This is a genomic window from Leptolyngbya sp. AN10 (assembly GCF_050565645.1).
Taxonomy (GTDB): domain Bacteria; phylum Cyanobacteriota; class Cyanobacteriia; order Leptolyngbyales; family Leptolyngbyaceae; genus Leptolyngbya.
On sequence record NZ_JBNXVP010000038.1, the window covers coordinates 15737 to 40776 of the forward strand.

Below are 25040 nucleotides of genomic sequence, written 5' to 3' on the forward strand. Positions count from 1 at the left end.
ACAAAAAACTAGACAATCCAGGTAGGTAGGATTACAAGGTGAATTAGACAAAGCTTCATCTTCTCTTAAGCATTGGTAGGCGAGTTGAAACTATTTAGCTCTGGAACTAAAAACGACCTTAATCAGTATCTTGACAGCATAGTGAGAGTCCTCTATACTACATTGCGATGATAATCATTCTCATAATTATCATGTAATCTTGCCCTTTTGGGAAGCGCTTTGCGTCAGTAGTTCAAGCTTAAGTCCTACCTCATTAGTACAAAAGCCTCAGAGCTAGGTGCTTTTCGGAACTCTGCTGAGTGAGTCAGTGCAGCAGAGCAAGTTGAAATGAATGTTCCCGGTGCGCTTGGCTAGCGCTTAAGTCGCCTTGATTGGATGTGTGTGAGTAGATGAGCATGACGAAGATTGAATGGATGAGCGCGATCGCGCTTCTGGTAACTTTATTGACTGCGGTTCCTGCTGTACAGGCTGAACCTTCAGTGTCGAATGAATCTTTTATTTCAACAGTTGAAGACTTACCCAAGGTTTCGACACGAGCGGCTGACTTAGAGCTAGAGCGATCGACTCCTACCGTTCAACTATCTGAACCGATCGCTCAAACATCTGAACCTGAAGAAGAGGAAATCACTGTCACCGGAGATGGGGCGCGGGGTTATCGAGTTCCCAGTGCAGAAAGTACAACGCGCACAGATACGCCGCTCCGCGATATTCCTGCAAACATTCAAGTCATTCCTCGACAGATTTTAGAAGATCAAGGTGGAACTCGCGTCGATGATGCGCTGCGAAATGTTAGCGGCATTACTTTAGGAAATTCATTCGGAGGTCGGCTTTCCCAATTTACGGGGCGCGGCTTTCCTGTGACTCAGTTTCGCAATGGACTGCTAGAAGGTAGTAGCACAGGAGCATTGTCTCGATTCAACTCACTCACATCTGTTGAAATTGCTGATATCGAACAAATCGAGGTGTTAAAAGGTCCAGCTTCAGTCCTATTTGGGCAGGTTGAACCCGGAGCGGTGATTAACTATGTCAGCAAAAAGCCACTGTTCAGACCGTACTATAATGCGAGCTTGAATCTTGGAAGCTATGGTTTTTTCCGCCCAACCTTTGATTTCTCAGATAGGCTCGATCCCAATGGCAATGTTTCTTATCGATTGAATGTTGCAGTCGAACGGGCTGAAAGCTTTCGTGACTTTGTTGAGACCGATCGCATTTTCATCGCTCCCAGTCTTGCCTGGAAAATTAGTCCCCGCACCCTGCTAAGTTTTGAGGGATCATTTCTCAAAGACGAGCGACCTATCGATCGTGGACTGGTTGCACTGGGAAGAGGGGTTCCTGATGTTCCCATCAGTCGCTATCTTGGTCCTGGAACTGAGCCGAATGAGTTTGACGAAAAGCGAGCCTATCTCACGCTCGATCATCAATTTAGCGATCGCTTATCTCTGCGAAGTACTCTGCGCGTTACCCGTAGTGAAGAACTGCGTCCCCTGACGGTTCAAGCAGGTAATCTTCGACCCGACAATCGGACGGTGCCGCTCAATTCAAGTACGATCGATCAACTCTTTGAAACCTATACTTGGCGTAACGATCTGATCGGCAAATTCAATACGGGTTCAATCAGACATACGCTACTTGCAGGAATTGAACTAACGAAGATTTCCGGGTGGTTCAATAACAATTTCACCGGAACCGTTAGCCCAATCGATTTGTTTAATCCAGACTACAGCCGCGTTGTGATCTCTCCGCTGCGTCGCCGTCCAGAGCTAGACTACACCAATGATGTAAAAACATTAGGTATCTATCTGCAAAATCAAATTGATTTAACAGATAATCTCAAGCTTGTTCTCGGTGGGCGATTTGATAGCTATGACCAAGAAGAACTGCGTCCGAATGCTCCAGCTTTGAGCATTCGCCAAACTGGAACTGCATTCTCTCCCAATGCGGGTCTAGTCTATCAACCGAGCAAAACACTCGCGTTCTATGCGAACTATGCGCGATCGTTCCAACCACAAATCGGGCGCGATCTCGATCGACGAACATTCGAGCCAGAACGCGGGACACAGTACGAAATCGGTATGAAAGCTGATCTCATTCCAGGGCGATTGTCTGCTACTCTCGCAGGCTACAGAATTACAAAGACGAATGTGCTGACCTCTGATCCGAGAGATCAGAATTTTTCGATTCAAGTCGGTGAGCAGCGCAGCCAAGGGATCGAATTAGATGTCGTTGGCGAAATCTCACCGGGTTGGAATTTGATTGCTTCTTATGCTTATACGGATGCTGAAATTGTTCAGGACAATCGTTTTGCGTCAGGAAATCGGCTAGTTAATATTCCTTTTAATACTGCAAGTCTATGGACAACCTACACATTGCAATCTGGCTCACTCAAGGGATGGGGATTGGGTGCAGGCATATTCTTTGTCGATGGGCGCTCTGGTGATTTGGCAAACAGTTTTGAAATACCAAACTATGCACGAGTGGATGCAAGCATTTTCTACAGCACAGGCAAAGTTAGAGCAGGAATCAATTTCAAAAATTTGTTCGATACCGTCTATTTTGCTGGGACACAAAACCGCTCAAGCATCATTCCTGGAATTCCTTTTACAATTCAAGGTACTCTTTCTGTACAGTTCTAAATTGCCATAGATACATTCTTTAGTCATAGTGTTAGTCACATCAATTCGCTGTATGACGCATGGAATCCCGATCGAGAAGCGTGACTCATTGGTGTGTGCAAATAGACAACCAAATTCAATATTTCCCATTTCCATAGAATAGGATTTCAAGATCAATCAGTCTTGAAATCCTATTCCTCGTGAGCAATTTGAGGCTGAATTCAGTCTATCGAATAGTCTAGTAACGTTTCTAGAAAGCGGATGATTGCTTTGTTCGCAGGTTCTCCGTTTGATTTGAATCAGCAAATTTTCTATTTAACGAACCCATTGGCTTGGCTAATTCATGTGCTTAGGAGTGCAGTTTAAAACTCATTGACCGAGGCAACGGTTATTGATTGTCGCAGAAGTTGCTTCAGTCGTTCAGTGTCGTTCACTTGCTCTAACTGTTGGGCTAAGTCAGAAGGTAATGTTCCAAAGCGAACCGCCAAAACCTCTAATATGTTTTCTCGTACTGTACGAATTTGAGCGAATCGCTCGATCGTGGTGAGATATGGCATGGCATTTTCCGCTCCAAATCGACGAATCTCTGCATCAAACACAAGATCAAGCTCTGGTGGCAGTGTCGCCATCAAGTCGATGAATCGAAACAATTCCAGAATTGTGTCTTCACTGTATCTCACCGACTGCATTTGCATAGTTCACAGGTGGGAAGTTACTCCGATTCAGTTAAGCGAGAAGTCTTTCTAAATACTCGATCGAATAAAACTTGTGCAGGCTAAACGCCGGAATCTTCCGGTAAAGCGATCGGAGAGACACTCTTTTTCCCTTAATTTGCAGCGCTTTAATTGCATCGGAACCCGCGATCGCCCCTGCATTATCCATAAACTCGATCACTGCCACGATCGAGGCTTGCAAATCAAGCGAGTTGGCGAGCTGCTCGACTTCACTCCGACTCAGTTCACGTCTGGGGTGTTGGGTGCGAAGCGTGGCGATTGCCGCAATAAAGCAAAACTGATCAAACGTCACAAGCATTGCGCCCTTTGGAACGTTCGCCCACGATCTCCAGTTGTGCCACGCATTTTTAGAAATTTTCCCATAGAGTCTTGAAGCATAGGCTTTTACCATGCTTACGGGAAAATAGCGCTGTTTGATCTCTAAATCATTCATCGGAATCTACTGCTTCTAGAATGCGATCAATTTCACTCTCGGAAAGTTGTGTGAGGCGCTGATACAACCGATCGCGCTTCTGCGTTTTTCGCCAAGCTGCGGCTTTTGCGAGTGAATCCAGTTTGATCGGAAGCCCTAATCGGACAATTTCTCCAAGTACTTCAGCAAACGCCCGATTCTCTGATGTCGAGATTTCTCGAATTAATCCTGCCTCCTCATCACTCAAACCAACTTCGTATCGTTCTTTTTTCGGCTTCACTTCGCCCACCATCATGCCTAGCTTCTCCTAAAAAATACCGGAATACTGCCCCTAATATTGCACAAAGTTTGTATTACCTGCTATATTGCGGGTAATACTCAGGTATTTCCTACAACATTATGAAAGAAAACTCAGATCGCCCCTCTGATTACTCTGGTCAAATTGCAGTTTCTGATCGTTCTTCTAATGCGGAGCGATCTGATCAAAAATCGACTTCAGACAAACCGAATACCTTTGAGCAAGTGCGCGATCGTAAAACCGCAGCAACCGTTTCTGTTTTAAGTGGCGGTGATAATGCGGTTTCTGAAGTGCTTGAAAAGGCAAGAGCGATCGCGGACACTACACTTGCCGATCAAAAAGATGAAACGGCGCATGAGATTGCAGCAGAACTGGTCGCTCAGGAGACGCAGGAGTTGAATGACCTGCGAAATTTTTTCAAGCGGTATCGGACAGGCGAAACGGCTCGATTGATTGCGCCGTATCAGGATTACTTGAACGGGGAAATTGTCGAGTAGACGATCGCTCTACAAATCCTTTATTCGAGCCGATTCACTGGTACACTCCAATGCTCTCCCTACTACCTATGAAGTCCCAACCCTCCAAACAATCGTCTCAATCCTCTGAAGTCGATCGGGTCTGTCTAGCTGAATGTCGAAGACAGGGTGCGATCGTGGGTGGTGTCTTGGGGCTTTTATTAGCAGTTGGAACGTTAGTTGCAGTGAAAGCAATGGACAAACCAGATCGTTACAGTATTTCAGCCCTGTCCGCAGTTGGAATGGCGCTAATTGGACGTGATGTTTTAGGAGGCTATTTTTATGAGCGTCGCAAGTCGGAATGAATACGTTTTTCTGCTGAGAGACTCGAAAAATTTGATCAGACTGGAAACGCATTCCACGATCATGGATCTCTTCGCAGATCAAGAAGGCTCATTACTTGCAAAGGCGAGAGTTGCAGATGCCAATCGATTCAAGGAGCAAATGGAGCGTTCGCTTGCCCCTTACTGTGCTTACGAAGCAGCCGATGATATTCGCTTTCGGATCTCGGAAGAAGAACTAGCAAAGTTTATTGCTCTGGAATTCAACAATGAGCAAAGTCAAGCTGAATTCGGTTACCGCTCTATGCAAGTCGCCTCAACATCTCCACAGCGGCGTTGGAATTGGAAGGATTGTCTAGTCATTTCCATATATTCGTGTATCGGTGCTTTGGGTGCATTCTTGCTGATTTTACCGATCCTGGATCTCAAGCTGTCTTCAGCTTGCTCAGTTCCCCCGCCGATGGCAAATTCTGATCAAGTGGAACAGTGAAATGAGGCATACAAAATCACACCCAAACAATCTCTATGCCTTCCTTGTAATTCCTGCAAGTTTGATGGCGATCGTATGGTTAATCAGCGGTCAAGATTATCTACACAAGCAGGGCATTCAACAACAAGCGAAGGAACAGGCTGAGTCAGATGCGACTGAAGCGCAAATGGCAGAAGCGCGACTAACATCGCCGCGTGGTTGTCGTCAACTATTGCGCGATCGCCCCTTATCCACAGGTACAAAGGTTTATTTTTCCTACTTGCAAAATGGGCGGGTCGTTATTGATAAAACTCGACCTGTTCCGAACGGAATCTGCGTCTACGACCAGTTCGGGGCAACTGCGATCGTGCGGTGGGATGAAAACGGAGAACCGATCGCAACCCAACTTGCCACGATCAGCAGCGATCGATTAGATGAGCTTTTGCAGAAATCAAAAGAGCGCAGAAAATAGTGAGGTTTTTGCACAATGACAACGAAACACAGCTTGATTAGCTATTACACCTCCTCGGATTCCTTGAATCAATTGGTTGCAAGATACGGCGATCGCCTGGAACGACTCGATGTGGTTTCCAAATTGCAAGTTATCGGCGTACTGATCACCTGGCAGGCTTACGACACCGAATTAGCAGAACAAGGTGAGAACGCGCCAGAACAACCTTACACCCTGGCAGAAGCAATCGAGGATTACCCGATCAATATCTCATCGAATGCTCTGATGGCGCTTCAATCGCTGAACAACATTGCCCCTGAAGATGTCATTAAATCCACGATCGCAATATCTCATCAACTTTTAGAAGCGATTGCATAGATACTAAGCTTCAAGATTTTTGCAGACCATTTTTAGGGGATTAACCAATCATGGCACTCAAAAGAAACAACGGTTCGCTTCCTCCTGACTATCGACCTCCTGGAAGTCGTCAACACACCCAAAATCAGCATAATGGTTCTTCCTCAAGAGACCATTATGCTGATTCGTCGTGGACACATGAGCCAGAAGAGAAAAAGCGATCGCTACTTGAAGGGCTGGGTCGATTTGCAGACGTAATTGTGGACTTTATCAAGCATCCTACAGCAGTCAAGGTTTTTGTCGTTGGTCTTGGAATCTTTTCGGCTGTACTGAACATTCATTCGATCATGTCGTTTCTGCAAGAAGTTGTCATTACACCGGAACAGCTTCGAGATATGACTGCAACGTTGATCCGGCTCCCGATCCTGGGATCAATCTTCGCTTATCTGAACTATCTGTTTGGAGCATTTCTAATCGTCGTTTTTGGCTTTCTGTTTTGGGCAGTACTTCAGGGATGTGAACTGCTAGTTCGAGTTGATCTTTTTATTGAAGATGCTGCCTCGAACATTATTCGGTATGCCAACGATCGCGCTCATCGAGAAACGATTCGTCCAGCGTTTTACAATCCTCAGCTACAGCGCTTATCCAAAATTTCGACCTACAATCCTGCCCTGTTGCTAATTGGTTGCGTGATTGGCATCATCGTATATGCCATTGAATGCTGGGCAACCGGGCGTGTTCGTCCTTGGACAGATAGCGCAGGCAACTTCACACCAAATACTTTCTTTAACTTCTGGTCGGTGTTTGGTGTGCAAATTTGCATCTTGCTCCACACGATTTTCAAGATGGTCGCTTACAAGGGTGAGCAACAGGCGCAGTAGTTAAAGATTCAGTTTCTTGCATTGAGTTCAGCATGGGTCGTGAATGATGTCTAATCTGTACCACAACACTGCTCCAGGTCACTATCACGGGTCGCATTTACGGTACTTAATTGAAGTCCGCCGATTGCGACTCAGTGACGCGATCGCGGGTATCAGAACTGACTTGCTCAATCAGATTCATGGTTTATCTGCTCAACAGCGAACCGGACTATTATCAGTAATTGGATTTGGCTTTTTAGGTCTACCGTTGCTCAGTACAGGAGCAGCGATTCCAATTTTGGGAACGGTTGCAACGGTTGCGATTCCGGCAATCTGGAGAACTGCCCTTGGAGGTGCAAGAAAACGATTAGAAATAGAGCTATCGATTATCGGTCACTCTGCTCACTTCGAGGATCTGCTTTCCGCAATGAGTATCTATATCGATGCACATCCTAATTGTGGTGTGAGCTTGAACGCATTTGTGAATGCTTACGAAACTGCACTATCAAACTATCACGCCGTCGCTCATCAGGACTACAACCTAGATGCAATGTGCCAAAGTTTTTTGGCTTCACTGCGATCGCAGATGGGACATACGCCTGTTTGGTTCAATCAGCTTGTGAATCAAATTGATTTAGAAATCAAAGGTCGAAACGTGGACTTGCAGCATTTGCAGGAGAACCCGATCGGAAGTGTTGATCCTCGAATTCCGACGCTTGCTTCGTGGCAGATGCAGTTGTACGGATTTACGCCAACTCAAGGAAGTGCGATTGAATCACTCAGACAACAAGCAAACACAACATCATCAAATTCACCTAAATCGCAACCTGCAATTCCCAATTCTCAGCGATCGTCTTCGCCAACTGATTCAGCCGTGTGGCTGAATTCAACTTCAATGCAATCAGTAAAAGCCGAGAATGACCCTTGGAATGCTGAACAAACGACAATCGATGTTGTAAACAGTGACACCACCATGAAAAACTCTTCACCTTCAGTATCAACTCCTAAACCTCAAGATCTCGGTGTTAATGTGGCTGAAAAAATGGCATCAGGTCGATTTGTGATTTCACGACTAATTGTCGGCGCAACTCGCACTGGAAAATCTCAGTTAGCGTCTGACGCTGCGGGGTTGCTTCGATTAAGGTTCGGTGACAAGATTACTCTTTTCTACATCAGTGCGGGTTATATCGAAGAAGAGGATGGGCGCTATTGGAGAATGTGCGATCGCGTCTCAGGCTTCTACTTTCCCGAAATGAGTGACACAGAAAAACGTCTTGCTTATGATAGCTGGGCGCAACTTTTAGACGAATTCAACGCAGTTCCCGCCAGTGTCGATCGACCCAAATTGCTCATTGTGGATGAGCTTAACAGCGTCATGCGTTCAGCATTGGGGCTAAATTCTGAAAAAGCAATTCAAGTCTTCAATGCAATTAAAGATAAGCTTGCCAGCATCTCATCGATGGGTGCAAAGCGGGGACTATCGATGTGGGGAATCGCACCGACTGGCGCGATGGCTGATATGGAATTGACGCGCGGCAACGTAACCGCGATGAATCCAATTTTTGTTGCTCAACGCCCAGATTGTGATCCCGGTTGGAACGATGTCGTTTACCTGACTGCCAAAACAAATGGCATGGCACCAGGCAAGCGTCCTTCTGAAGATGTATGGGATAAAGCAAGAGCGATTGGGATTGAACGAGTTGTGGGGGTGGGTGGACAGTGGCTACTGTTGATGGACACGATCGAGGTTTGTCAGCAGTTTTCTGATGCGGTATCTGAAACTTAATTACATTCGTCTGTTCAAGTTCTTGAAATCAGCGCCTTTCTAACCGTAGTTGTGCTAATTTTGACTGGCAGTGCCACAATAAAGGCGGTTCGTGAGTCAAGACTAGGGAATACGAGAGATTAACCGTGCTGCCATCGATTTTTGAAACCTGCACTCCCAGAGATGAAATTCTCTCCGGCGAACTGTCGCTTGATTTATTCGCTGCCAAGCTAAAGTTGGTGGTCGATGGCAATGCTCCGAAAATCTATCAAGATCCAGAATCGTTCTTTGCGAATACGTTTCCGACCGAAGGACTCAAGACATTAATCGCTGAGGTCTTCGGGCGCTTGGTAGGAACCGCGATCGGTTCTCCGGTGATTCGATTAGAAACCAGCTTCGGCGGCGGAAAAACGCACGACGAAATCGCGCTTTGGCACATTGCCCGTAATGGACGTGCCATTCGAGGACTCGATCGATTTAGTGAACGATTCGATCACATTCCCGCTGCTCCAGTTCAAGTTGCTGCGATCGCGTGCCAAGATCTAGACGTAATCGAAAACTTTCACCCTGAAACGGGAATCACAACTTATACGCTTTGGGGTGAAATCGCCTATCGCATCGGTGGCATTCAAGGCTACAGTCTACTGCGCGGCTCGGATGAGAAAAAGGTGAGTCCGGGAACTGGTGTACTTCAGCAGTTGATTCAAGACCGACCGACGCTAATTGTACTCGACGAAATCGCGCAGTATTTACGCAAAGCGAAAGGGGTGATTGTTGGCAATAGCGATTTATCAAAGCAGGTTGTAGCGTTTCTGTTTGCGCTGATGGATCTAGCTGGGTCTTGCAATAACCTAGTGTTTGTTTATTCTCTCGCTTCCTCGTCGGATACGTTTGCGGATGAAACCGCAGAGCTTCAAGAAACGGTTCGCGCTTCCGCCCGTCAAGAACGCATCCTGAGTCCAAGTACCGATGTGGAAATCTACAACATTGTAAAACAACGATTGTTTCAGCGGGTAGACGAAAAAGCAGCGAAAAAAGCGGCTCAAGAATATCTCAATGCTTATCGATCGAGCCGCACAAACCTCCCCGATGGTTGTCAAGATGCCACGTACTCACAGACGATCGAGTCAAGCTATCCGATTCATCCAGAGCTATTTAACCTCTTAACCAAAAAGATTGCATCAATTCCGAACTTTAACCGGACTCGTGGAGCATTGCGTCTCTTTGCGATCGCGGTGCGTGAATTGTGGCGCGATTGCTCCGCAGTTCCTCAAGAGAGTAATCGCACAAGTTGGATGCCGTTAATCCACGCGCACCATTTACCGATCGGAGTGAACGAAGAAATCACGAACGAATTAACCTCACGGCTAGAACGTCCTTTGATGCGGCTACCGATTCAAGCCGACATCTATAACGCGAACGGACGGGAAGCACACGCTCAACTACAAGATCAAGACTGGATAGCAGCCGGAAAGCCACCGTTCTCCACTTGGATTGGACGAACGATCTTTTTGCACTCGATCAATCAAGGTGTAGTTGCGGGCATTCGACGAGCGGAACTGAATCTATCGCTGCTGACACCTGGAATTGAAACGGGCTTTGTCGAGAGTGCTTTAGAGCGTCTTAGCATAGTGGCATGGTATCTCGATCATGATCCGATTACCTCGATCGCTCGTTTCAAAGAAGAACCTTCGATCAACAAAATTATTGCTGAAGAGAAAGAACAGATCGGACGCAGTGAAGCGAAAGATGATTTGCGATCGCGTCGTGACACGATCTTTGCCAATCGCTATTTCACCTTGATTTCATCGCCGGAAAGTCCAAGCGATGTTGATGATGGGGCAGATAGTATCGCGCTTTGTGTGATCGACTTCAATGAAGCGACGGTGCAATCGTCGATCGACGCTGCACCTGCGATCGTGGAGCAAATCTTCAACAGTACGGGTGATTCTGGCAAGTTCCGCATCTTTCGCAATCGGTTATTGTTTCTACTCGCGAATCAGCAGGAATTAGAAAGAGCGATCGACGTGGCGCGAGAACTGAGAGCGATTCGCAACATTCTCAAATCTCAGAATCGCCTAGAAGATTTGTCTGAGAGTCAACACAAACAACTGAAGCAGAAAGAAGGCGAATTGGATTTAGCCGCACGAGTTGCCTTAACCAATGCGTATCGCCATTTGTTTTACCCCTCGAATGATCCGGTCAAAGCTCCAAAAGGGTTAATGCACTATCCGCTTCCCGCTCAAGATGCCAGCGATGTTAAAGGTAAGAGTAACCAGCAAGAAGCCATTCTCAAAGCGCTGAAAGACTGCCAAAAGATTCGTGCCGATGACACTCAACCGTATGCCCCTGCGTATGTGCTGCAAAAAGTCTGGGCAACCGGACTCGATTCGATCAGCACGAAAGGATTAAAAGAAGCGTTTGCGAAAGATTTAGGGCTGAATCTGTTTTCTGATGCTGAGACTGCGAAATTAAGAACGTCGATCGCTCAAGGTTTAACCAGCGGACAGTGGGATTTGAAAGTGGGCGATCGCGTCTATATCAAAACCGACGCGGCTCCATTGATTCCACCTGACATCATTGAATTTTCAGACCGCATGGTGCTGTATCGACGTGGCATTCTAGAGCCACCCAAACCACGAGAAATTGAGATTAATGCTCAAGTGATGCCGAGTACACAACCGAATAAACCTGTACGAGTGCGATGGAAAGCGGCAGGGGCACTCTCGGTCAAACTGTTTCAAGACGGCAATTTAATTGCAGGAAATTTCTTACCGTCTGACGAATACGAAGGCGAAATCGCTCAAACAGCAACCTTTCGTGTTGTGGCAGATTATGGGGAAGGAGAAACCGCAGCGGCAGAATCAAAGGCAAGAGTGCAGGCATATTCGACGCTCTCCACTGGCTCCACTTCGGTTCACGATACGCCTAGCTTGTTTGATGCCAAGCTGGAGGTAATTGATTTATCTGGAAGCCTCAACAGCGTGTTTAATGAACTGCGCGATCGCATTCACGATGACAAAATTAAGTCGATCGAGCGATTGGAACTGAGCGTGTCTGAAGTGATGGATTATCGCAAACTCACGACAGCGCTTCCTCTACTGATGCGCTATCCCATGCGGATCGATCAATTCGTCACGATTCAAAGCGGGGATCAGTTCGTTCGACTAGAGTACCAGGGCAACGTCAAAGGATTTCAAAGTTTTGCGAATCCCACAAACACACTGTTAGCAAGTCCCGATGTTCGAGCAGATGTCTCACTCAAAATTACGTTTGAGTTTGCAACTGCGATCGAGCCAGGGGGCGTGGAGATCAAAGCGATCGAGCAAGCGTTGGGAAGAAATCCGGTCGATCGGCTCAGTTTGACGACGAAGGTACTATACTGACGAAGTTTGTTTACGATCGTAGATGTCAAACGCTCAGGAATCGGAGTATGCAAGAGTTTCAACTCAAAGTCGTCCCCACCGATAACAACAACTTCGCACTGGAGTTGTACCAATGCGCGTACAAAAAAGCGGGGGAGAAAAAGCGATCGCCCTCCAAACGGATTGGTCGATTGAAAGGACAAGCGTTAGTGCAGGCGCGACAGGCAATTTATGACTGTCTAAAGGCGAATCAGTATGATCCCAAAACGTTGAAGTGCGATAGACAAACGCCGTATGTGTTGAATGAAGAATCTGGCGTGAATTTAGCGTTATTGTTTCAGACGTTGCAGCCGCTTTCTAAGCCAGAGCGGATTGCGAATATTGCGGCAGGAGTGCGATCGATGAGTAACGAAGAGTCGCATTACTGGTTTGCGAAGGTATCAAACGGTAAGCGAAGCCAAGCACTTAGGGCAATTCGAGTTCTGCTAGGAGATTAATCCCAGCGATTTGTCCTACACTACACGCCCTCTTGCAACAGCGAGAATGGAGCAAATTGAAAATTGTCGCGAGAAGAATGGATTGATCAATTTTCATCCCTCCTTGATTAAGATTGAATCAGCCTTTAGCTTTTTGCAACAGTAAGCGTCTCCTAGCGCTAATGAATACAGAATCAGCACGTCATACAAGACTAAATAGAACGCTCGTTTTACTTTGTAATTCTTGCTGCCTAATGCGGCGGCTACTCCCTCATGAACGTAGATGTTTCTAATGCCATAGGCTAAAGCAAAAATGTGTTTTGCTTCCAGTTGTCTCAAATTTTTAATGTGTATCAGTGCGTCAGAAATCAAGCTTTTAGTTCCTCCCTTAGTGTTGTTGACTAAGTACTGGATAAAAGGATAAATTTCTCTACGCCACACCGCTCGGTGTAGAACCTGGCTCTTTAGCAGTTCATTAAAGTTTGAGGTGATTGGATCAAATTCAAGACTTGTCAGTGTATCTCTGCTGTAGAAATTAGCTTTACTTTTTTGATCTTCATCTTTAGGAATTACGTCGCAAGCTGTGTTAGTGAGATGCTCAAATGCAAACCATAAATCAGAGATTTTGAGCATGAGCATATAACAAGCGCGTGTGTCCTCTCGCGTGATGGATAAGCTGTCGGTAAATTTAACTTCCATCCCCCAGGAAATTTTGAATCGTTTGTTGAAGCGATCAAACGAACTGAGGGTGCTGTCTTGGCGAATCAGAGGAATTAATCGTTTTGCGTTTTCGCTGTAGCGATCGTAAAGACTTTCAAGAAGAATTTGACTTGCCTGAAAATGAACCTGCATTTATAGTCCCAATCCTGCTGATTATACTTAGTTACTGTGACAATTGAGACTTTGACATTGTTTCCTACTTGAGTTCCTTTTTCCGTTCATTCTTCGGTGATTGACAGCAGGAGTTTATGATCTGCTAAAAGTTTATTGCAGTGAATTGAGTGTGAAGTTGCTACCTGCTATCTACAGAGACGCGAAAGGAGTTAGAAGAACAAAGAAAACTGAACGAAACTATTGCCGTATCCTGATTTGCTGAGTGAGTTGCTGTAGCCTTTGCTCGATCGCAGTACGAAGACGATTGTAAAGCTTTACACCTGGATCTGAATGCCCAACAGCAACAACCAACGCATAGCGCTGAGAGGGAGTATCTTCTATTTTGACCCACTTTCGATTACAAGTAACGACCAGATACATTGGGCTTTGATCATATTTAGTCGCTTGTGAAGAAATCTCTATGCTGCCTCGTTGTAAAGTACCCTTATTGCGAAGAGTAGCATTGGGCGAAAAATTGACGCTGCACCCAGAAGTAAAGTTCTTCTTGAGAATTTCCATCGAAATTTCAGAATAGCTCCCCCCGTCGCCAGCTTTTTTCGCTTTCTCTGCACTGATGTACGCATTCACGATACTTTCACGATCAACACCTTTATACAGATTGAAATCCATTGTGATTCCAAGATAAGAATCACCACGAGTCGGGCGAGTGGGTGGATCAAAAGCTAAAGCAATGGAGAGGTGGCGAATTCCTTTTGTTCTCAAGTACTCAGGTGGTAAAGCCGGAATTTCAAAAATATCAAAACTTCCAACTGAGATTTCAAGGTGATCTTCTAGCAGCACAGCGTAATTCTCTGCTGAGTACATTGCTCTTTGAAGATCTGCTTGCCCATAACCATAGATTGAGAGTTGCCGATTGAACTGCTTGGATTTCTGACTTTTAGACAAACCTGAACCAATCTGGAAAGCAGGTGGGATTTCAACTGGTAATTCAGCAGAGATGCTGACTAATGCACGAATGAGATTAGATGATGCCTCTGGATATTTAGTAAATAGTTGAGCTGCCAGATTTGACACACGAGGAGCCGCAAAACTGGTTCCGATCGCCATCTGAAACAGTGAAGATGAATAATTTTGAGAGAAGGTCACAATCGAAACACCTGTTTCATTCTGGGAAGTCATGCGATCGCCATCCAAAACGAAATCGCCACCCCAATCGACTAGCTCTGGTTTGATCATGCCATCTACACCAAACCCGACTCTAGTAAAAGGTGAAGGATACCCAGGGACTTTAGCAACTGTATTTCGTCGAGCGTCATCGGAATAGGTCATACTGCCGCGACCCAGCGAGAGAGAACCTACTGTCAGTGCGATCGCAGAAGTAGCCGGATCAATAATTCGTGCTTCCGGGTCTAACAGATAACTGGGATAGTCTGTCCGAAGTCGCTCTCTTTCATCCCTGTGAGGGTAGGGATATGAGTTTCCTGCTGCGACGACGAATACAAGATTCTTATGTTGATATCGATAAGCTAGCTCGTCAAGTTTAGCTGCAATTCTAAACTGTTTACTTCCATCTCGGTAGATCTGTTCAGCATTGCCTAAAGAGAGATTGATGACTTTACAATTGGGATATTGATTGATGAAATATAAGATAGCTTGTTCTAACTGATTCTCTAGCAGTAAATCTTCATCAAACTCATTGCGATCGTTCATCACACGAGCCGAGTAAATCCATGCGGAGGAATCAAAAGATTTCTTGCGGATGCAGGCTTCAACGTCCCCATAAGCCGCGATCGCTGCGACTCCTGTTCCATGATTCGCCTCATCCTCTGCACCTCCTTGAATGAATTGCCGCTTGGTATCAGGAAAGACTTCTGCTTCTCCAATTACAGGAGCAAGTAATGGATGTCCGCCAGAGATCCCCGAATCAATTACTAAAATTCCACAGCAGTAAGAAGGTGGGGAATTTACAGCGGGGATTTCTGAAAGGGAAGGATTGAATTCAGAGCGCATTGCAAATGCAACTCTCGGACGACGATCGATTTCTTTCACAATCAATTCATTCAAGAGTTGATCCAGAATCGTTTGATTGACTTTGATCCGAGCGATACAGAGGTATTCTCCAATGTAGGAATCAGTCAGATCAAATTTTGCAGTTTCGATTGATTGCGATCGTAGATCCTGGCGAATCTGCTCGATATACTTTCGCATTTCTTGTCGATCGCCTGTATGCCAAAGCTCCAAATCAAGTGCTGCAATTTCATCAGCTTGTAAGGGTTCTAATTCTAGCGATCGACCCAGACGATCTTGAGGCTCCAGTGGAACTAATCCTTCTACTGCGTCCAAGTAGTCATATTGAGGACCCGCTTTGATGCCGCTATAGTTTTCGATGCGCTTTCTAAATTCTGTCAACTCCTCGTCTGAAGCAAAAACGACGACTGCTTTATTGATAGCAGGCTCTCTTCCCAGTAGCGTTAAACCAGATTTTGTTAGATCATCATCTTGCAGCGGAAAATTCTTGTCGAGCTTGATTTTGAAGATCAGTTTTGGATCGAGGTGGAAGGAGCTTCGCCGTTCTTTTGCAGATTCGGTCAATGTGGAGATTTGAGCTATAATCTGCGTCCCGCGTGTGCTGCGATCGCCTCGTTTACCCCCACCACCTCCGCTCTTTGCTCGACGAGGTAGCTGAGTATTCACTCTGGGCAATTTTAGATGCTCGAACTGATTCGCCATGCTTGCTAGGGTGTAGACAGATCTATTGAGTTCGATATTATACGCTCTCTAGCGAGATAACGTGCGATCGCGGCTTCTAAATCATCGGATGAAAGTTCGTCATCTCCTCGCAGAAGAACAGCTTTTGTAGCATCAGAGCAAATTCGCTCGATATCTGCGCCTGTTGCTGATTCAAGTTGGGTTGCGAAATGAGCTAGATCCACTTCTGGATAACGAATGGCAGAGAGATAGCGGGTGAGGAGTGCGATACGAAGCTCAGTTGAGGGACGATCGAAGAGAAGCACTTCATCAAATCTGCGCCAGACTGCTGTATCTAGAAGATTTTCGTGATTTGTTGCGGCAATAAACAGACTACTGCTTTCGGTTGTGTCAATGAGTTGCAGCAAACTGTTTACGAGGCGTTTTACTTCGCCATGCTCATTCGGGGTATTGCGATCGCGGGCGATGGCATCGAATTCGTCAAATAAGACAACCCATTCTCCATGTTGAATATAGGTAAAGATCTTTTGCAGATTTGTAGCGGTTTCACCTAGATAAGAAGAGAAGACAGCCGTAAGGTTAACATAGACAAGAGGAAGCCCTAGAACACTCGATAGGACTTTAGCAGTCTGAGTTTTTCCGCATCCTGGAGGACCGCAAAAAAGGAGCTTATTTTTGGGTTGGAGTCCGTGAGCGGCGAGAATGTCCTGTTTGCGATTTTCGAGAACGATTTCATTTAGGGGGTCTAAAATGGTTTCACTGAGAATGATGTGATCCCAAGTCAGGTCGAATTGTTTCACTTCAACTAGCGCTAATCCTGTTTCTCGATCTTTCGGAGGTTCGGGAAATCGTTGCCAAGGAGCAAGATTCGATGCGATCGACTTGAAAGCGCCGTTTCCGTTATGCAGAATTTTTTCTAAATCTCTGGCGAGGAGAGTGTGATTCTTACTTTTCTCTTCCTCGATAAGTTCCTGTGCGGCAGCTAAAAACTCTTCTCTCTCGTTGTGAGAGAAGCTTCTAAAGAGTTTTCTTAGGATTTCTCCCCGTGCCATATGGTAAAGTCCATGCTTATTTTAAATTTAGTTGTTTTGTACTAATATAACATTAGAAAAACAAATTCAGCAATCGTAGCACTAAATCTAGCATTACTTTGATAGGTTCATTTGTTCTGAATATTGTTTGAGGGGCAGATGCCTTTCCTTGGCGCGATCCCAGCTTCAGCAAAATACTGTTGTCTATGGAATATCGGTGGGAATCCAATCAAGCGTCTAAAACATCAAGGGACAGCAATTAGATGTCGATCGCTCTTAACGAGAGGGGCGTATAACTCGGATCAGTTGACCCACAAGTGTCTCTTCTGATTGGATTGCAGTATTAATTCTTTCTGCAAGCTGAATTTTGTCAGCATCGTCTGTACAAGCAATAATGCCAGCGTGATTTGGATCTTGATTGTGAAGTCGAATAAAGTCACGGCGATTGAGCGTTAGAATCGCTCGTGCTTGCTCGGTGGCAAAGGCAAGCACTTCATCATCGGGAATGCTTTGGTTTGCTTTGCCTGCTTCCTGGACGGTTAGCACGTCATGTCCAAGCTGACGTAAATGATTGCTCGTCAGGTAGGGAAATTGCTCATCTGCATAAAGTCGCGCCACGAGTTATGCCGCCTCGTTTTCTGCGATCGCTTGCTCAATTTCTGCGGGATGAGCTTCTGCATATCGCCAAGCGTTACTCAGGTCGATCGCGGTAATGGTGGGATAGTTGGTGAGAATTTGAGCATCCGAGTTGCCGAGGTTTTGGGCTTGAACGAGTACCCAGATAGGGATACGAGTATTCGCAATGCGGGCATCTCCACCACAAATGCCAGGAGTTTTCTCGATGCCGTCCCAGGCATTGCCGAGACTTTCGCTTAGGAGTTGAATCGCTTGGGCTTTTTCGGCAGGGCTAAGGGCGAGGAGTTGGGGCTGAAGATCTTGGAGTGGCATGGGTGATAAAGCGATTTTGATTGATCGTCAGTGGGAGCGGGGTTAGCGTCTAGAATATCAGCGGACACCTGTATTTTAGACCCATCTTCTATACCCGCTATGACGACCCGCAAATCTGTGTTTATCGAAAAGATTATGCCTGTGAAGCTGCTGAATGAGCAGGTGTATTACGAACATGGGGGGAATCCGTTTAAGGGGTTGCATCGGTGGTATTCGCGTAAGCCGCTGTCGTTTAGTCGGGCTTCGGTGTTGGGTTCTCTGTTGCCGGATGGGGTGTCGATCGAGGAATTTGAGTATTTGCTGGGGTTGGAGTGGCGCAGGTTTCGCAACATTAAGATAGATGCAGCCTCAGCCGATAGTTTAGTTCATATTCCTGATAAATCTGTTTCTGCTGTCGTTACCGATCCCCCCTACTACGAAACAATCCAATACTCTGAATTATCCGACTTCTTCTATGTTTGGCAAAAGCGCACATTAGGCGACATCTTCCCTGATCTCTTTTGGTCAGACCTCACAGACAAAGAGCGCGAAGCTGTTGCTAATCCCTCACGTTTCCGCAACATGGATATGAGTCCCGAAGAACTTGCCAATCAAGACTACGAAGCAAAAATGGCACTTGCCTTTGCAAAATATCATCGAGTCTTACGCAACGTCTTCTCTCGCCACTCCCCGATCCTCGACACCTCCGGCAACGAAGTCCGCCCCGAACAAGCCTTTTCCGAAGCCCGCAAAGCCGTCGCCAACTATCGCTTCCGCAAACTCGCCCAAACCGACACCCTTGGCTCGACCCCCTCACCACCTGGTACATTCTCGCCTGGGATGCCTTCCGCGCCCGTGAATTCCCCTTCGATGAAGCCCGCCAGCTTGCTCTCGCCGTCGGAGGATTCAACGTCTCCGACCTCGCCAAAACTCACAAACTTCTCGACTCCACCAGCGGCATCTGCAAACTCCTCTTTGTGGTTAGCAATGGACGAAATCAAAGCCAAAGTCCGCTACGAACAGCCAGAATTAGACTTAGGCAATGTGCAACAAAGTTTGTTTTAGTTGATCAGATATCAATCATGACTTTAGGAGCACCCGATGAAAGTTACTAAACCCAAGAAACAAAACTTCTCCAGCTTTGATTCTGCACGAGCGTACAAACAACTCAACATCACCGAACTCACCCCTTGGAGAATTGAAGCTGCCCCAGTTTCTGCAAGCGATTTCTTCAATCAACGGCTTGAAAGATTGCAATGTTTTGACCTTCAAAGCCTTGAAGAATCTAAGAAACTGTTGATTGATGCAATTTGCGAAGAAGGCATTCTAAAATTCAAACGCCTCAAAATCTGGAAGGGAGCAAGTTTAGAGAGTGACACCCTTTGTGGATACGCCGACTATCTAGTTACTGAGAGGAAAGGCTATTTAGAAGCCCCCTTTCTTTGCATCATTGAAGCGAAAAAAGATGACTTTGAACAAGGTGCAGCACAGTGTTTAGTAGAAATGCAGGCTTGTCAATGGAGCAACCAGCAAATCGGTCGAGCGATCGACATTTTTGGCAGCGTTACCAACGGCGAAGGCTGGAAATTCTACAAGCTCGATCGCTCAGGCGTAGTATACGAAACACTCCTCTATGCTGTTAGTGATCTCCCAGCCATTTTGGGATCTCTCAACTACATCTTTCAACATTGTGAGCAAAATCTATCTGTAAATAACTAGGAGATCATTCAAATGAAAGTTAAAGGAATTTTACGCGGAAGAACGATCGAGCTAACAGAAGCGATCAACCTTCCAGATGGAACAGAAGTCTCTGTCGAAATCGACGATCGCCAATTGCTCACTCTAGAAGAACGTCAAGCAATATTTCAGACCTGGTTAGATCAGCCTCTAGAAGAACGGGAAGACCTGATCAAAGCTTTAGAAGCAGTGGAACGTGAACGGCGATTGTCGGCAGAGCTTGCTCGTTTAAATCTTGAAATGCTTCAGGTCAGTACTTCAGAACCTTTAACAAGCATCATTGGAACTGCCAAAGGCAGCTTCGCAACCCCTGAAGAAGCAGATCAATTCATCCGACAGGAGCGCGACGCATGGGACTCTTGACGGCAATTCGGGGGAATAGAATTTATCTAGACACGAATGTTTGGATTTATGCTGTTGAAAGTTATCCTTCTTTCATTCAAGACTTGACTGCCTTACTTCAAAGTATCGATCAAGGACATCAAGTTGCAATTACCAGCGAACTATCTTTAGCGGAAGTCCTGGTCAAGCCATTACGAGAAAAGGATCAGGCTCGACAAGATGCTTACAAGCGAGCGATCGTGAATCGTAACAACGTTTTTGTCGTGCCTGTTCTGAGAGAGCTTTTAATTGATGCTGCTCAAGTTCGGGCAGATATCGGTTTAAAGCTTCCTGATGCCATTCATGTTGCGACAGCAATGCGGTCCCAATGCACAACGTTTCTGACGAATGACGATCGCCTTAAAAGCTTGGGCAGCTTAAATGTTGTTCTGCTATCTGAGGCAATTTCTTCCTGACATCTCTGAGGCTACAATGTTACTTCTAAAAGATCGAGCTTGGAAAATCAGCTACTCTAGCGACGAGAATAATCCTGTTCCTGATTTCTATATCCATCGCTCGAATGCGCGGTGAAGTACGATCGTAAAGCTGGATTTTTCAACAGTTCGATTCTCAGCAAAGTGGCTCGTGGACTCGGCGCAATGCTCGATAATGCCGGACAAATGCGCCTGATTATGGGCTGTCAGTTTAGTCCGCAAGATTTGCAGGCAATTCAGAAAGGCTATGAACTGCGATCGGCATTAGGCGATCGCTTAGATGAATCGCTACAACCACCCAGCAATTTCGCTCAACTCAAACACTTCGAGATCCTAAGCTGGCTGATTCAAAACAACCGTCTTGATATTCGTATCGCCATTCTGCTTAAGACCGATGGCACTCCCGGAAAGAGCGAGGAACAACTCGATCCGAATCGTCTGTTTCATTGCAACAACCTATCTAACTGGGAAATTTAGTATGTCTCATCTCTTGCACATTGATAGCAGTCCGCGAGAAGATTGACCGATTTCTCGATCGCTGACCAAAACCTTCATAACTGCCTGGAAAGAGCTTCATCCAGATGATAGTGTGGCGTATCGAGACTTAGGACATCACCCTGTACCACACGTCGATGAAGCCTGGATTGCTCAAGGTGCTTGAACTCAATGGCAAGTGGCAGCAGTTTTAGAGTTCTCAATCTGCCCTCGTCTGAATCAACCGATTATTGAGAGGTGGTTAAATTATGCACACGATTTTCAAGCCTGAAGAAACTGCATTGGTTCTGATTGATCATCAAATTGGAACGATGCAATTGATTAAAAACATTGCATTGGACGTAGTGAAGCAGAATACCCTTGCGTTGGCAAAGACCGCGAACATCTTGAATATGCCTGTGGTGTTGACCAGTAGCCAAGAAGAAAATGTTCAAGGTTTACTGCTTGTAGAATTGCAAGAGATTGTGCCAGAAGCTTTTGATGCAAGAGTTAAGCGAGCAGGCATTGTCAATGCTTGGACTGATTCCAACTTCAAAGATGCCATTGCTGCTATAGGTTGCAAAAATCTGATTATGGCAGGTGTGACTACGAGCGTTTGTTTGGTGTTTCCAGCGATCGATGTCGTTCGTGATGGATATAATGTTCAAGCGGTCATGGATGCTTCTGGTTCGCCTTCTGAGCTAACTGAGGAAATGTCTCGTCGGCGCATGGAGAAAGAAGGAGTTGTACTCACTGCAACTGATACCATCCTGGCTGAGTTAGCTCAAAACTGAAGTACACCCGAAGGACAGCAAATCATTCAAGTCATGTTTCAAAACGTTTTGCCTCTAATTCATTCATAGAGATTTACTTTGTTCATTTGCTTCGCAGCGCAAATCGCGATCATAGTGATGTCGATGAGCGCCTATTCCTTGCCTCGTTTGTCACGCGGGTCTTGCAACTCGGCGAAGTGGGTCAGCATCCGAGCATCGGTTGGCTGAATCAGAACTTCCCCAGTCGGCAAGACATCGTAGACAAAATGAATGCCATTCCAATCTGCATCTAAGCTTGTCAAGGTCCGTAACTGAGAAAGGACACGCTAATAGGCAACTTCATGAGACTTTTCTCATAAAATTCTCATTTCGTCTTCATCAAAAACAAAGAACCTAGAGATAAGCGCATCAAAAGCGTGATGACTGAAAGGCTGTTGAAAGGCTCTGAGTTTTTCTGTGGAGGAAGTTGCCAATGCGAGTTTGTGTAATTGGAACTGGATATGTTGGGCTGGTGACAGGAACTTGCTTGGCTCATATCGGTCATGATGTGATTTGTATCGACAACAATGCTGCGAAAGTTGAACAAATGCGATCGGGCATTGCTCCGATTTTTGAGCCTGGTCTGGAAGAGATAATGCGATCGACGATGCAAGCCGGACGATTACAGTTCTCAACCGATTTGGGGCAAGGTGTCGAGCAGGGTGAGATTCTGTTTATTGCTGTAGGAACGCCTGCACTACCAAGCGGTGAGAGTGATACGCGATATGTGGAGGCGGTTGCTCGTGGAATTGGACAGCATCTGAATGGTGGATACAAAGTGATAGTGAATAAGTCTACTGTTCCGATTGGTTCAGGGGACTGGGTGCGGCGAATTGTGATGGATGGTGTTGCAGAACGACAGCAGCAGATTACAGGATTTGATGTGGTGAGTAATCCTGAGTTTTTGCGCGAAGGTTCAGCCGTTTATGATACGTTTAACCCCGATCGTATTGTTTTAGGCAGTGATAGTAAGACCGCGATCGCGAAAATGCAATCGCTTTATCAACCTTTAATCGATCGTACTTTTGCTCAGGATCAATCTTTGCCGCCTGTTCCAGTGGTTGTGACTGATCTAACTTCGGCAGAAATGATCAAATATGCGGCGAATGCGTTTCTAGCGACCAAGATTAGCTTTATCAATGAAGTCGCGAATATCTGCGATCGTGTCGGTGCCGATGTGACTCAAGTTGCAACTGGAATCGGTTTAGATTCTCGGATTGGTCGTAAGTTTCTACAAGCGGGAATTGGTTGGGGTGGATCGTGCTTTCCAAAAGATGTTGCTGCACTGATTCATACTGCAAGTGACTATGGTTATAAAGCAGAACTGTTGAATGCTGCCGTGAATACGAATCGCAATCAAAAGCTGCTTGCGGTTGAGAAGCTTCAGCAAGTACTAAAAATTCTCAAAGGTAAAACGATCGGGTTATTTGGATTGACGTTCAAGCCCGATACAGATGACTTGCGAGATGCCCCCGCACTGGAACTCATTGAGGCGTTGACTCGTCTGGGTGCGAAAGTGAAAGCTTATGATCCCATTGTTCGATCGACTGAAGCGGTTGAATTAGCTCATGTTTGTTTGACTGAAACGCCTGAACAGCTTGCAGAAAACTGTGATGCGATCGTGCTTGTGACGGACTGGAAAGAATTTCGCGATTTGAACTATGCAGGTTTAGCATCTCGAATGAATTCTGCATTGATGATTGATGGGCGCAACTGTCTAGATCCTGAGCAACTGACGCAAGCAGGTTTTGCTTATGTTGGTATTGGTCGCCCGAATCAAGGATTTTTGACTGCAAAAGTGGTTACATCTCAAGTTCAAGCAATATCTGCTGCATAGATCGCTCAGGAAGGTTCGTCATCTGTTCCGCTTTGACCCTTCATCCCCCCCTTTCCTATGAGATTGCTAGTTTACTCTCACGACGCTTTTGGATTGGGCAATATTCGCAGAATGTTAGCAATTTGTGAACATTTGCTGGATACGATTCCCAATCTAACGATCTTGCTGTTGTCGGGATCACCGATGCTGCAAGGGTTCAGAATCCCCAAGAACTTAGATTACATCAAATTACCCTGCCTCAATCGCGGTACAACCGGAAAGATTGCAGCGAAGTACTTAGGAATGGATGCAGATGAAACAGTGAAACTACGATCGAAGCTTATTCGTTCTGCTGCTGCAAGTTTCAAGCCTGATCTGGTGCTGGTTGATAAGAAGCCTTATGGGATTCAAAATGAACTAATGCCAATGCTAAATTACCTAAAAGCGGCTCAACCAAAACCCAAGATGGTTCTGCTGTTGCGAGATATTTTGGATGCTCCAGAAGTGACGATCGCAGACTGGCAGAAGCATGGATTTGATCAAACGGTAGAAGAGTTTTACGATCGCTTATTGATTGTTGGTACGCCTGAAGTTTTTGATTTTTGCAAAGCCTATCAACTGCCGTCGAATATTGCTTACAAATCCAGATACTGCGGCTATTTGGGACGTTCAGCAGGCAGCAAGTCGAGAGCGGAAGTTCGTCAGGAGTTAGGAGTTGGTGAGTGCGATCGCTTAATTGTGGTCACACCGGGCGGCGGAGAAGATGGCTACCCGATAGTAAACGCTTTCTTGCAGGGAACTGCTGCAAAGATGTTTAGAAGCTTGGTGATTTGTGGTCCAGAAATGCCATCACCGCAAAAACAATCGCTTTATCAAACGGCTGAGAAACTTCCTCTGGCTGAAATGCGTGAGTTTAGCGATGATTTGATGAGCTATTTGGCTGCGGCAGATGTTGTAGTTGCGATGGGAGGATATAACACGATTTGTGAGGTACTTTCGGCAGGAAGACGGGCTGTGATTGTTCCGAGAGTGAAGCCTTCTCAAGAGCAAATTGTACGAACAAATTGCATGGCGAGGTTTGGCTTTTTTGATGCGATTGAACCGGATCAACTTACACCAGAGAAAGTTTCTCAGGTGATTCAGAAGCAATTAGAACAACCTATCAATCGACGACCTGCGATCGATTTGAACGGGCTTTCTAGAATTGCTCATCATCTTTCAAGTTTGATGCAGGAACCGCCCAGAGATGCTGTTACACAGAGAACTTATGCTGTTCGTTAAAGGAGAATG

General features: G+C 45.9%; 28 protein-coding genes. 19 read left to right on the top strand and 9 right to left on the bottom strand.

What is annotated here, in order from left to right; all coding sequences use genetic code 11:
- Positions 1 to 395: 395 nt before the first annotated feature.
- The gene (locus ACQ4M5_RS33145) at positions 396 to 2633 is read left to right on the top strand and encodes a TonB-dependent siderophore receptor (RefSeq protein WP_430680081.1); all 2238 of its coding nucleotides are present in this window, start codon (positions 396 to 398) and stop codon (positions 2631 to 2633) included.
- A 341-nt stretch (positions 2634 to 2974) separates the two neighbouring features.
- Here the strand turns inward: ACQ4M5_RS33145 and ACQ4M5_RS33150 are convergent, their stop codons facing one another.
- From ACQ4M5_RS33150 to ACQ4M5_RS33160, 3 genes are read right to left on the bottom strand one after another with little or no spacing between them, the layout of a single operon-like run.
- Positions 2975 to 3307 carry a hypothetical protein gene (locus ACQ4M5_RS33150; RefSeq protein ID WP_430680082.1) on the bottom strand — a complete coding sequence of 111 codons (333 nt, stop codon included), beginning with the start codon at positions 3305 to 3307 and terminating at the stop codon, positions 2975 to 2977.
- A 31-nt stretch (positions 3308 to 3338) separates the two neighbouring features.
- Complete coding sequence (locus ACQ4M5_RS33155) at positions 3339 to 3779, bottom strand: hypothetical protein (protein ID WP_430680083.1); 441 nt, start codon at positions 3777 to 3779, stop codon at positions 3339 to 3341.
- A complete protein-coding gene (locus ACQ4M5_RS33160; protein ID WP_430680084.1) occupies positions 3772 to 4053 on the bottom strand; it encodes a hypothetical protein in 282 nt (93 codons plus the stop codon). The genes ACQ4M5_RS33155 and ACQ4M5_RS33160 overlap by 8 nt, the downstream gene beginning before the upstream one ends.
- A 104-nt stretch (positions 4054 to 4157) precedes the next feature.
- Here ACQ4M5_RS33160 and ACQ4M5_RS33165 point away from each other — a divergent pair, with 104 nt between their 5' ends.
- The 9 genes from ACQ4M5_RS33165 to ACQ4M5_RS33205 all read left to right on the top strand — a co-directional run bounded on the left by ACQ4M5_RS33165 (position 4158) and on the right by ACQ4M5_RS33205 (position 12616).
- On the top strand, positions 4158 to 4553 hold the full coding sequence (locus ACQ4M5_RS33165; RefSeq protein WP_430680085.1) for a hypothetical protein: 396 nt from the start codon (positions 4158 to 4160) through the stop codon (positions 4551 to 4553).
- A 68-nt stretch (positions 4554 to 4621) separates the two neighbouring features.
- Complete coding sequence (locus ACQ4M5_RS33170) at positions 4622 to 4876, top strand: hypothetical protein (protein ID WP_430680086.1); 255 nt, start codon at positions 4622 to 4624, stop codon at positions 4874 to 4876.
- Positions 4854 to 5342 carry a hypothetical protein gene (locus ACQ4M5_RS33175; protein WP_430680087.1) on the top strand — a complete coding sequence of 163 codons (489 nt, stop codon included), beginning with the start codon at positions 4854 to 4856 and terminating at the stop codon, positions 5340 to 5342. The genes ACQ4M5_RS33170 and ACQ4M5_RS33175 overlap by 23 nt, the downstream gene beginning before the upstream one ends.
- 1 nt (position 5343) lies before the next feature.
- The gene (locus ACQ4M5_RS33180) at positions 5344 to 5793 is read left to right on the top strand and encodes a hypothetical protein (protein ID WP_430680088.1); all 450 of its coding nucleotides are present in this window, start codon (positions 5344 to 5346) and stop codon (positions 5791 to 5793) included.
- Between the two features lie 15 nt (positions 5794 to 5808).
- Entirely contained in the window at positions 5809 to 6150 is a 342-nt protein-coding gene (locus ACQ4M5_RS33185; protein WP_430680089.1) for a hypothetical protein, read from the top strand.
- Positions 6151 to 6200: 50 nt separating this feature from the next.
- Positions 6201 to 7010, top strand: coding sequence for a hypothetical protein (locus ACQ4M5_RS33190; RefSeq protein ID WP_430680090.1), 810 nt, complete (start codon positions 6201 to 6203; stop codon positions 7008 to 7010).
- 46 nt (positions 7011 to 7056) lie between these two features.
- Positions 7057 to 8775: a hypothetical protein gene (locus ACQ4M5_RS33195; protein ID WP_430680091.1), complete on the top strand. Its 1719-nt coding sequence runs from the start codon at positions 7057 to 7059 to the stop codon at positions 8773 to 8775.
- 125 nt (positions 8776 to 8900) lie between these two features.
- Entirely contained in the window at positions 8901 to 12140 is a 3240-nt protein-coding gene (locus ACQ4M5_RS33200; RefSeq protein ID WP_430680092.1) for an ATP-binding protein, read from the top strand.
- Positions 12141 to 12187: 47 nt separating this feature from the next.
- Positions 12188 to 12616 (top strand): DUF7680 family protein, encoded by a 429-nt coding sequence (locus ACQ4M5_RS33205; protein ID WP_430680093.1) that lies wholly within the window; start codon positions 12188 to 12190, stop codon positions 12614 to 12616.
- A 93-nt stretch (positions 12617 to 12709) separates the two neighbouring features.
- Here ACQ4M5_RS33205 and ACQ4M5_RS33210 read toward each other — a convergent pair whose 3' ends face one another.
- The 5 genes from ACQ4M5_RS33210 to ACQ4M5_RS33230 form a co-directional block, all read right to left on the bottom strand.
- Positions 12710 to 13294, bottom strand: coding sequence for a hypothetical protein (locus ACQ4M5_RS33210; RefSeq protein ID WP_430680094.1), 585 nt, complete (start codon positions 13292 to 13294; stop codon positions 12710 to 12712).
- A gap of 372 nt (positions 13295 to 13666) precedes the next feature.
- A complete protein-coding gene (locus ACQ4M5_RS33215; protein WP_430680095.1) occupies positions 13667 to 16159 on the bottom strand; it encodes a S8 family peptidase in 2493 nt (830 codons plus the stop codon).
- Between the two features lie 5 nt (positions 16160 to 16164).
- On the bottom strand, positions 16165 to 17190 hold the full coding sequence (locus ACQ4M5_RS33220) for an AAA family ATPase (protein ID WP_430680096.1): 1026 nt from the start codon (positions 17188 to 17190) through the stop codon (positions 16165 to 16167).
- A 255-nt stretch (positions 17191 to 17445) separates the two neighbouring features.
- Positions 17446 to 17787 (bottom strand): DUF5615 family PIN-like protein, encoded by a 342-nt coding sequence (locus tag ACQ4M5_RS33225; protein ID WP_430680097.1) that lies wholly within the window; start codon positions 17785 to 17787, stop codon positions 17446 to 17448.
- Positions 17788 to 17790: 3 nt separating this feature from the next.
- The gene (locus tag ACQ4M5_RS33230; protein ID WP_430680098.1) at positions 17791 to 18117 is read right to left on the bottom strand and encodes a DUF433 domain-containing protein; all 327 of its coding nucleotides are present in this window, start codon (positions 18115 to 18117) and stop codon (positions 17791 to 17793) included.
- A 99-nt stretch (positions 18118 to 18216) separates the two neighbouring features.
- Between ACQ4M5_RS33230 and ACQ4M5_RS33235 the strand changes: the two genes are divergently transcribed.
- The 7 genes from ACQ4M5_RS33235 to ACQ4M5_RS33265 all read left to right on the top strand — a co-directional run bounded on the left by ACQ4M5_RS33235 (position 18217) and on the right by ACQ4M5_RS33265 (position 21916).
- Complete coding sequence (locus tag ACQ4M5_RS33235) at positions 18217 to 19161, top strand: DUF1156 domain-containing protein (RefSeq protein WP_430680099.1); 945 nt, start codon at positions 18217 to 18219, stop codon at positions 19159 to 19161.
- A gap of 36 nt (positions 19162 to 19197) precedes the next feature.
- The gene (locus tag ACQ4M5_RS33240) at positions 19198 to 19815 is read left to right on the top strand and encodes a hypothetical protein (RefSeq protein ID WP_430680100.1); all 618 of its coding nucleotides are present in this window, start codon (positions 19198 to 19200) and stop codon (positions 19813 to 19815) included.
- A 12-nt stretch (positions 19816 to 19827) separates the two neighbouring features.
- Positions 19828 to 20196 carry a hypothetical protein gene (locus ACQ4M5_RS33245; protein WP_430680101.1) on the top strand — a complete coding sequence of 123 codons (369 nt, stop codon included), beginning with the start codon at positions 19828 to 19830 and terminating at the stop codon, positions 20194 to 20196.
- Positions 20184 to 20630 carry a type II toxin-antitoxin system VapC family toxin gene (locus ACQ4M5_RS33250; RefSeq protein ID WP_430680102.1) on the top strand — a complete coding sequence of 149 codons (447 nt, stop codon included), beginning with the start codon at positions 20184 to 20186 and terminating at the stop codon, positions 20628 to 20630. Before ACQ4M5_RS33245 ends, ACQ4M5_RS33250 begins: the two co-directional genes overlap by 13 nt.
- A 111-nt stretch (positions 20631 to 20741) precedes the next feature.
- Positions 20742 to 21125, top strand: a complete 384-nt coding sequence (locus tag ACQ4M5_RS33255; RefSeq protein WP_430680103.1) for a hypothetical protein — start codon at positions 20742 to 20744, stop codon at positions 21123 to 21125.
- 61 nt (positions 21126 to 21186) lie between these two features.
- Positions 21187 to 21309, top strand: coding sequence for a hypothetical protein (locus tag ACQ4M5_RS33260; protein WP_430680126.1), 123 nt, complete (start codon positions 21187 to 21189; stop codon positions 21307 to 21309).
- An 82-nt stretch (positions 21310 to 21391) separates the two neighbouring features.
- The gene (locus ACQ4M5_RS33265; RefSeq protein ID WP_430680104.1) at positions 21392 to 21916 is read left to right on the top strand and encodes an isochorismatase family protein; all 525 of its coding nucleotides are present in this window, start codon (positions 21392 to 21394) and stop codon (positions 21914 to 21916) included.
- A gap of 131 nt (positions 21917 to 22047) precedes the next feature.
- On the opposite strand, the gene ACQ4M5_RS33270 is transcribed toward ACQ4M5_RS33265, so the two are convergent.
- A complete protein-coding gene (locus ACQ4M5_RS33270; protein ID WP_430680105.1) occupies positions 22048 to 22197 on the bottom strand; it encodes a hypothetical protein in 150 nt (49 codons plus the stop codon).
- Between the two features lie 170 nt (positions 22198 to 22367).
- Here ACQ4M5_RS33270 and ACQ4M5_RS33275 point away from each other — a divergent pair, with 170 nt between their 5' ends.
- A complete protein-coding gene (locus ACQ4M5_RS33275) occupies positions 22368 to 23771 on the top strand; it encodes a UDP-glucose dehydrogenase family protein (RefSeq protein WP_430680106.1) in 1404 nt (467 codons plus the stop codon).
- Positions 23772 to 23828: 57 nt separating this feature from the next.
- Entirely contained in the window at positions 23829 to 25031 is a 1203-nt protein-coding gene (locus ACQ4M5_RS33280) for a glycosyltransferase family protein (protein ID WP_430680107.1), read from the top strand.
- Positions 25032 to 25040 lie beyond the last annotated feature (9 nt).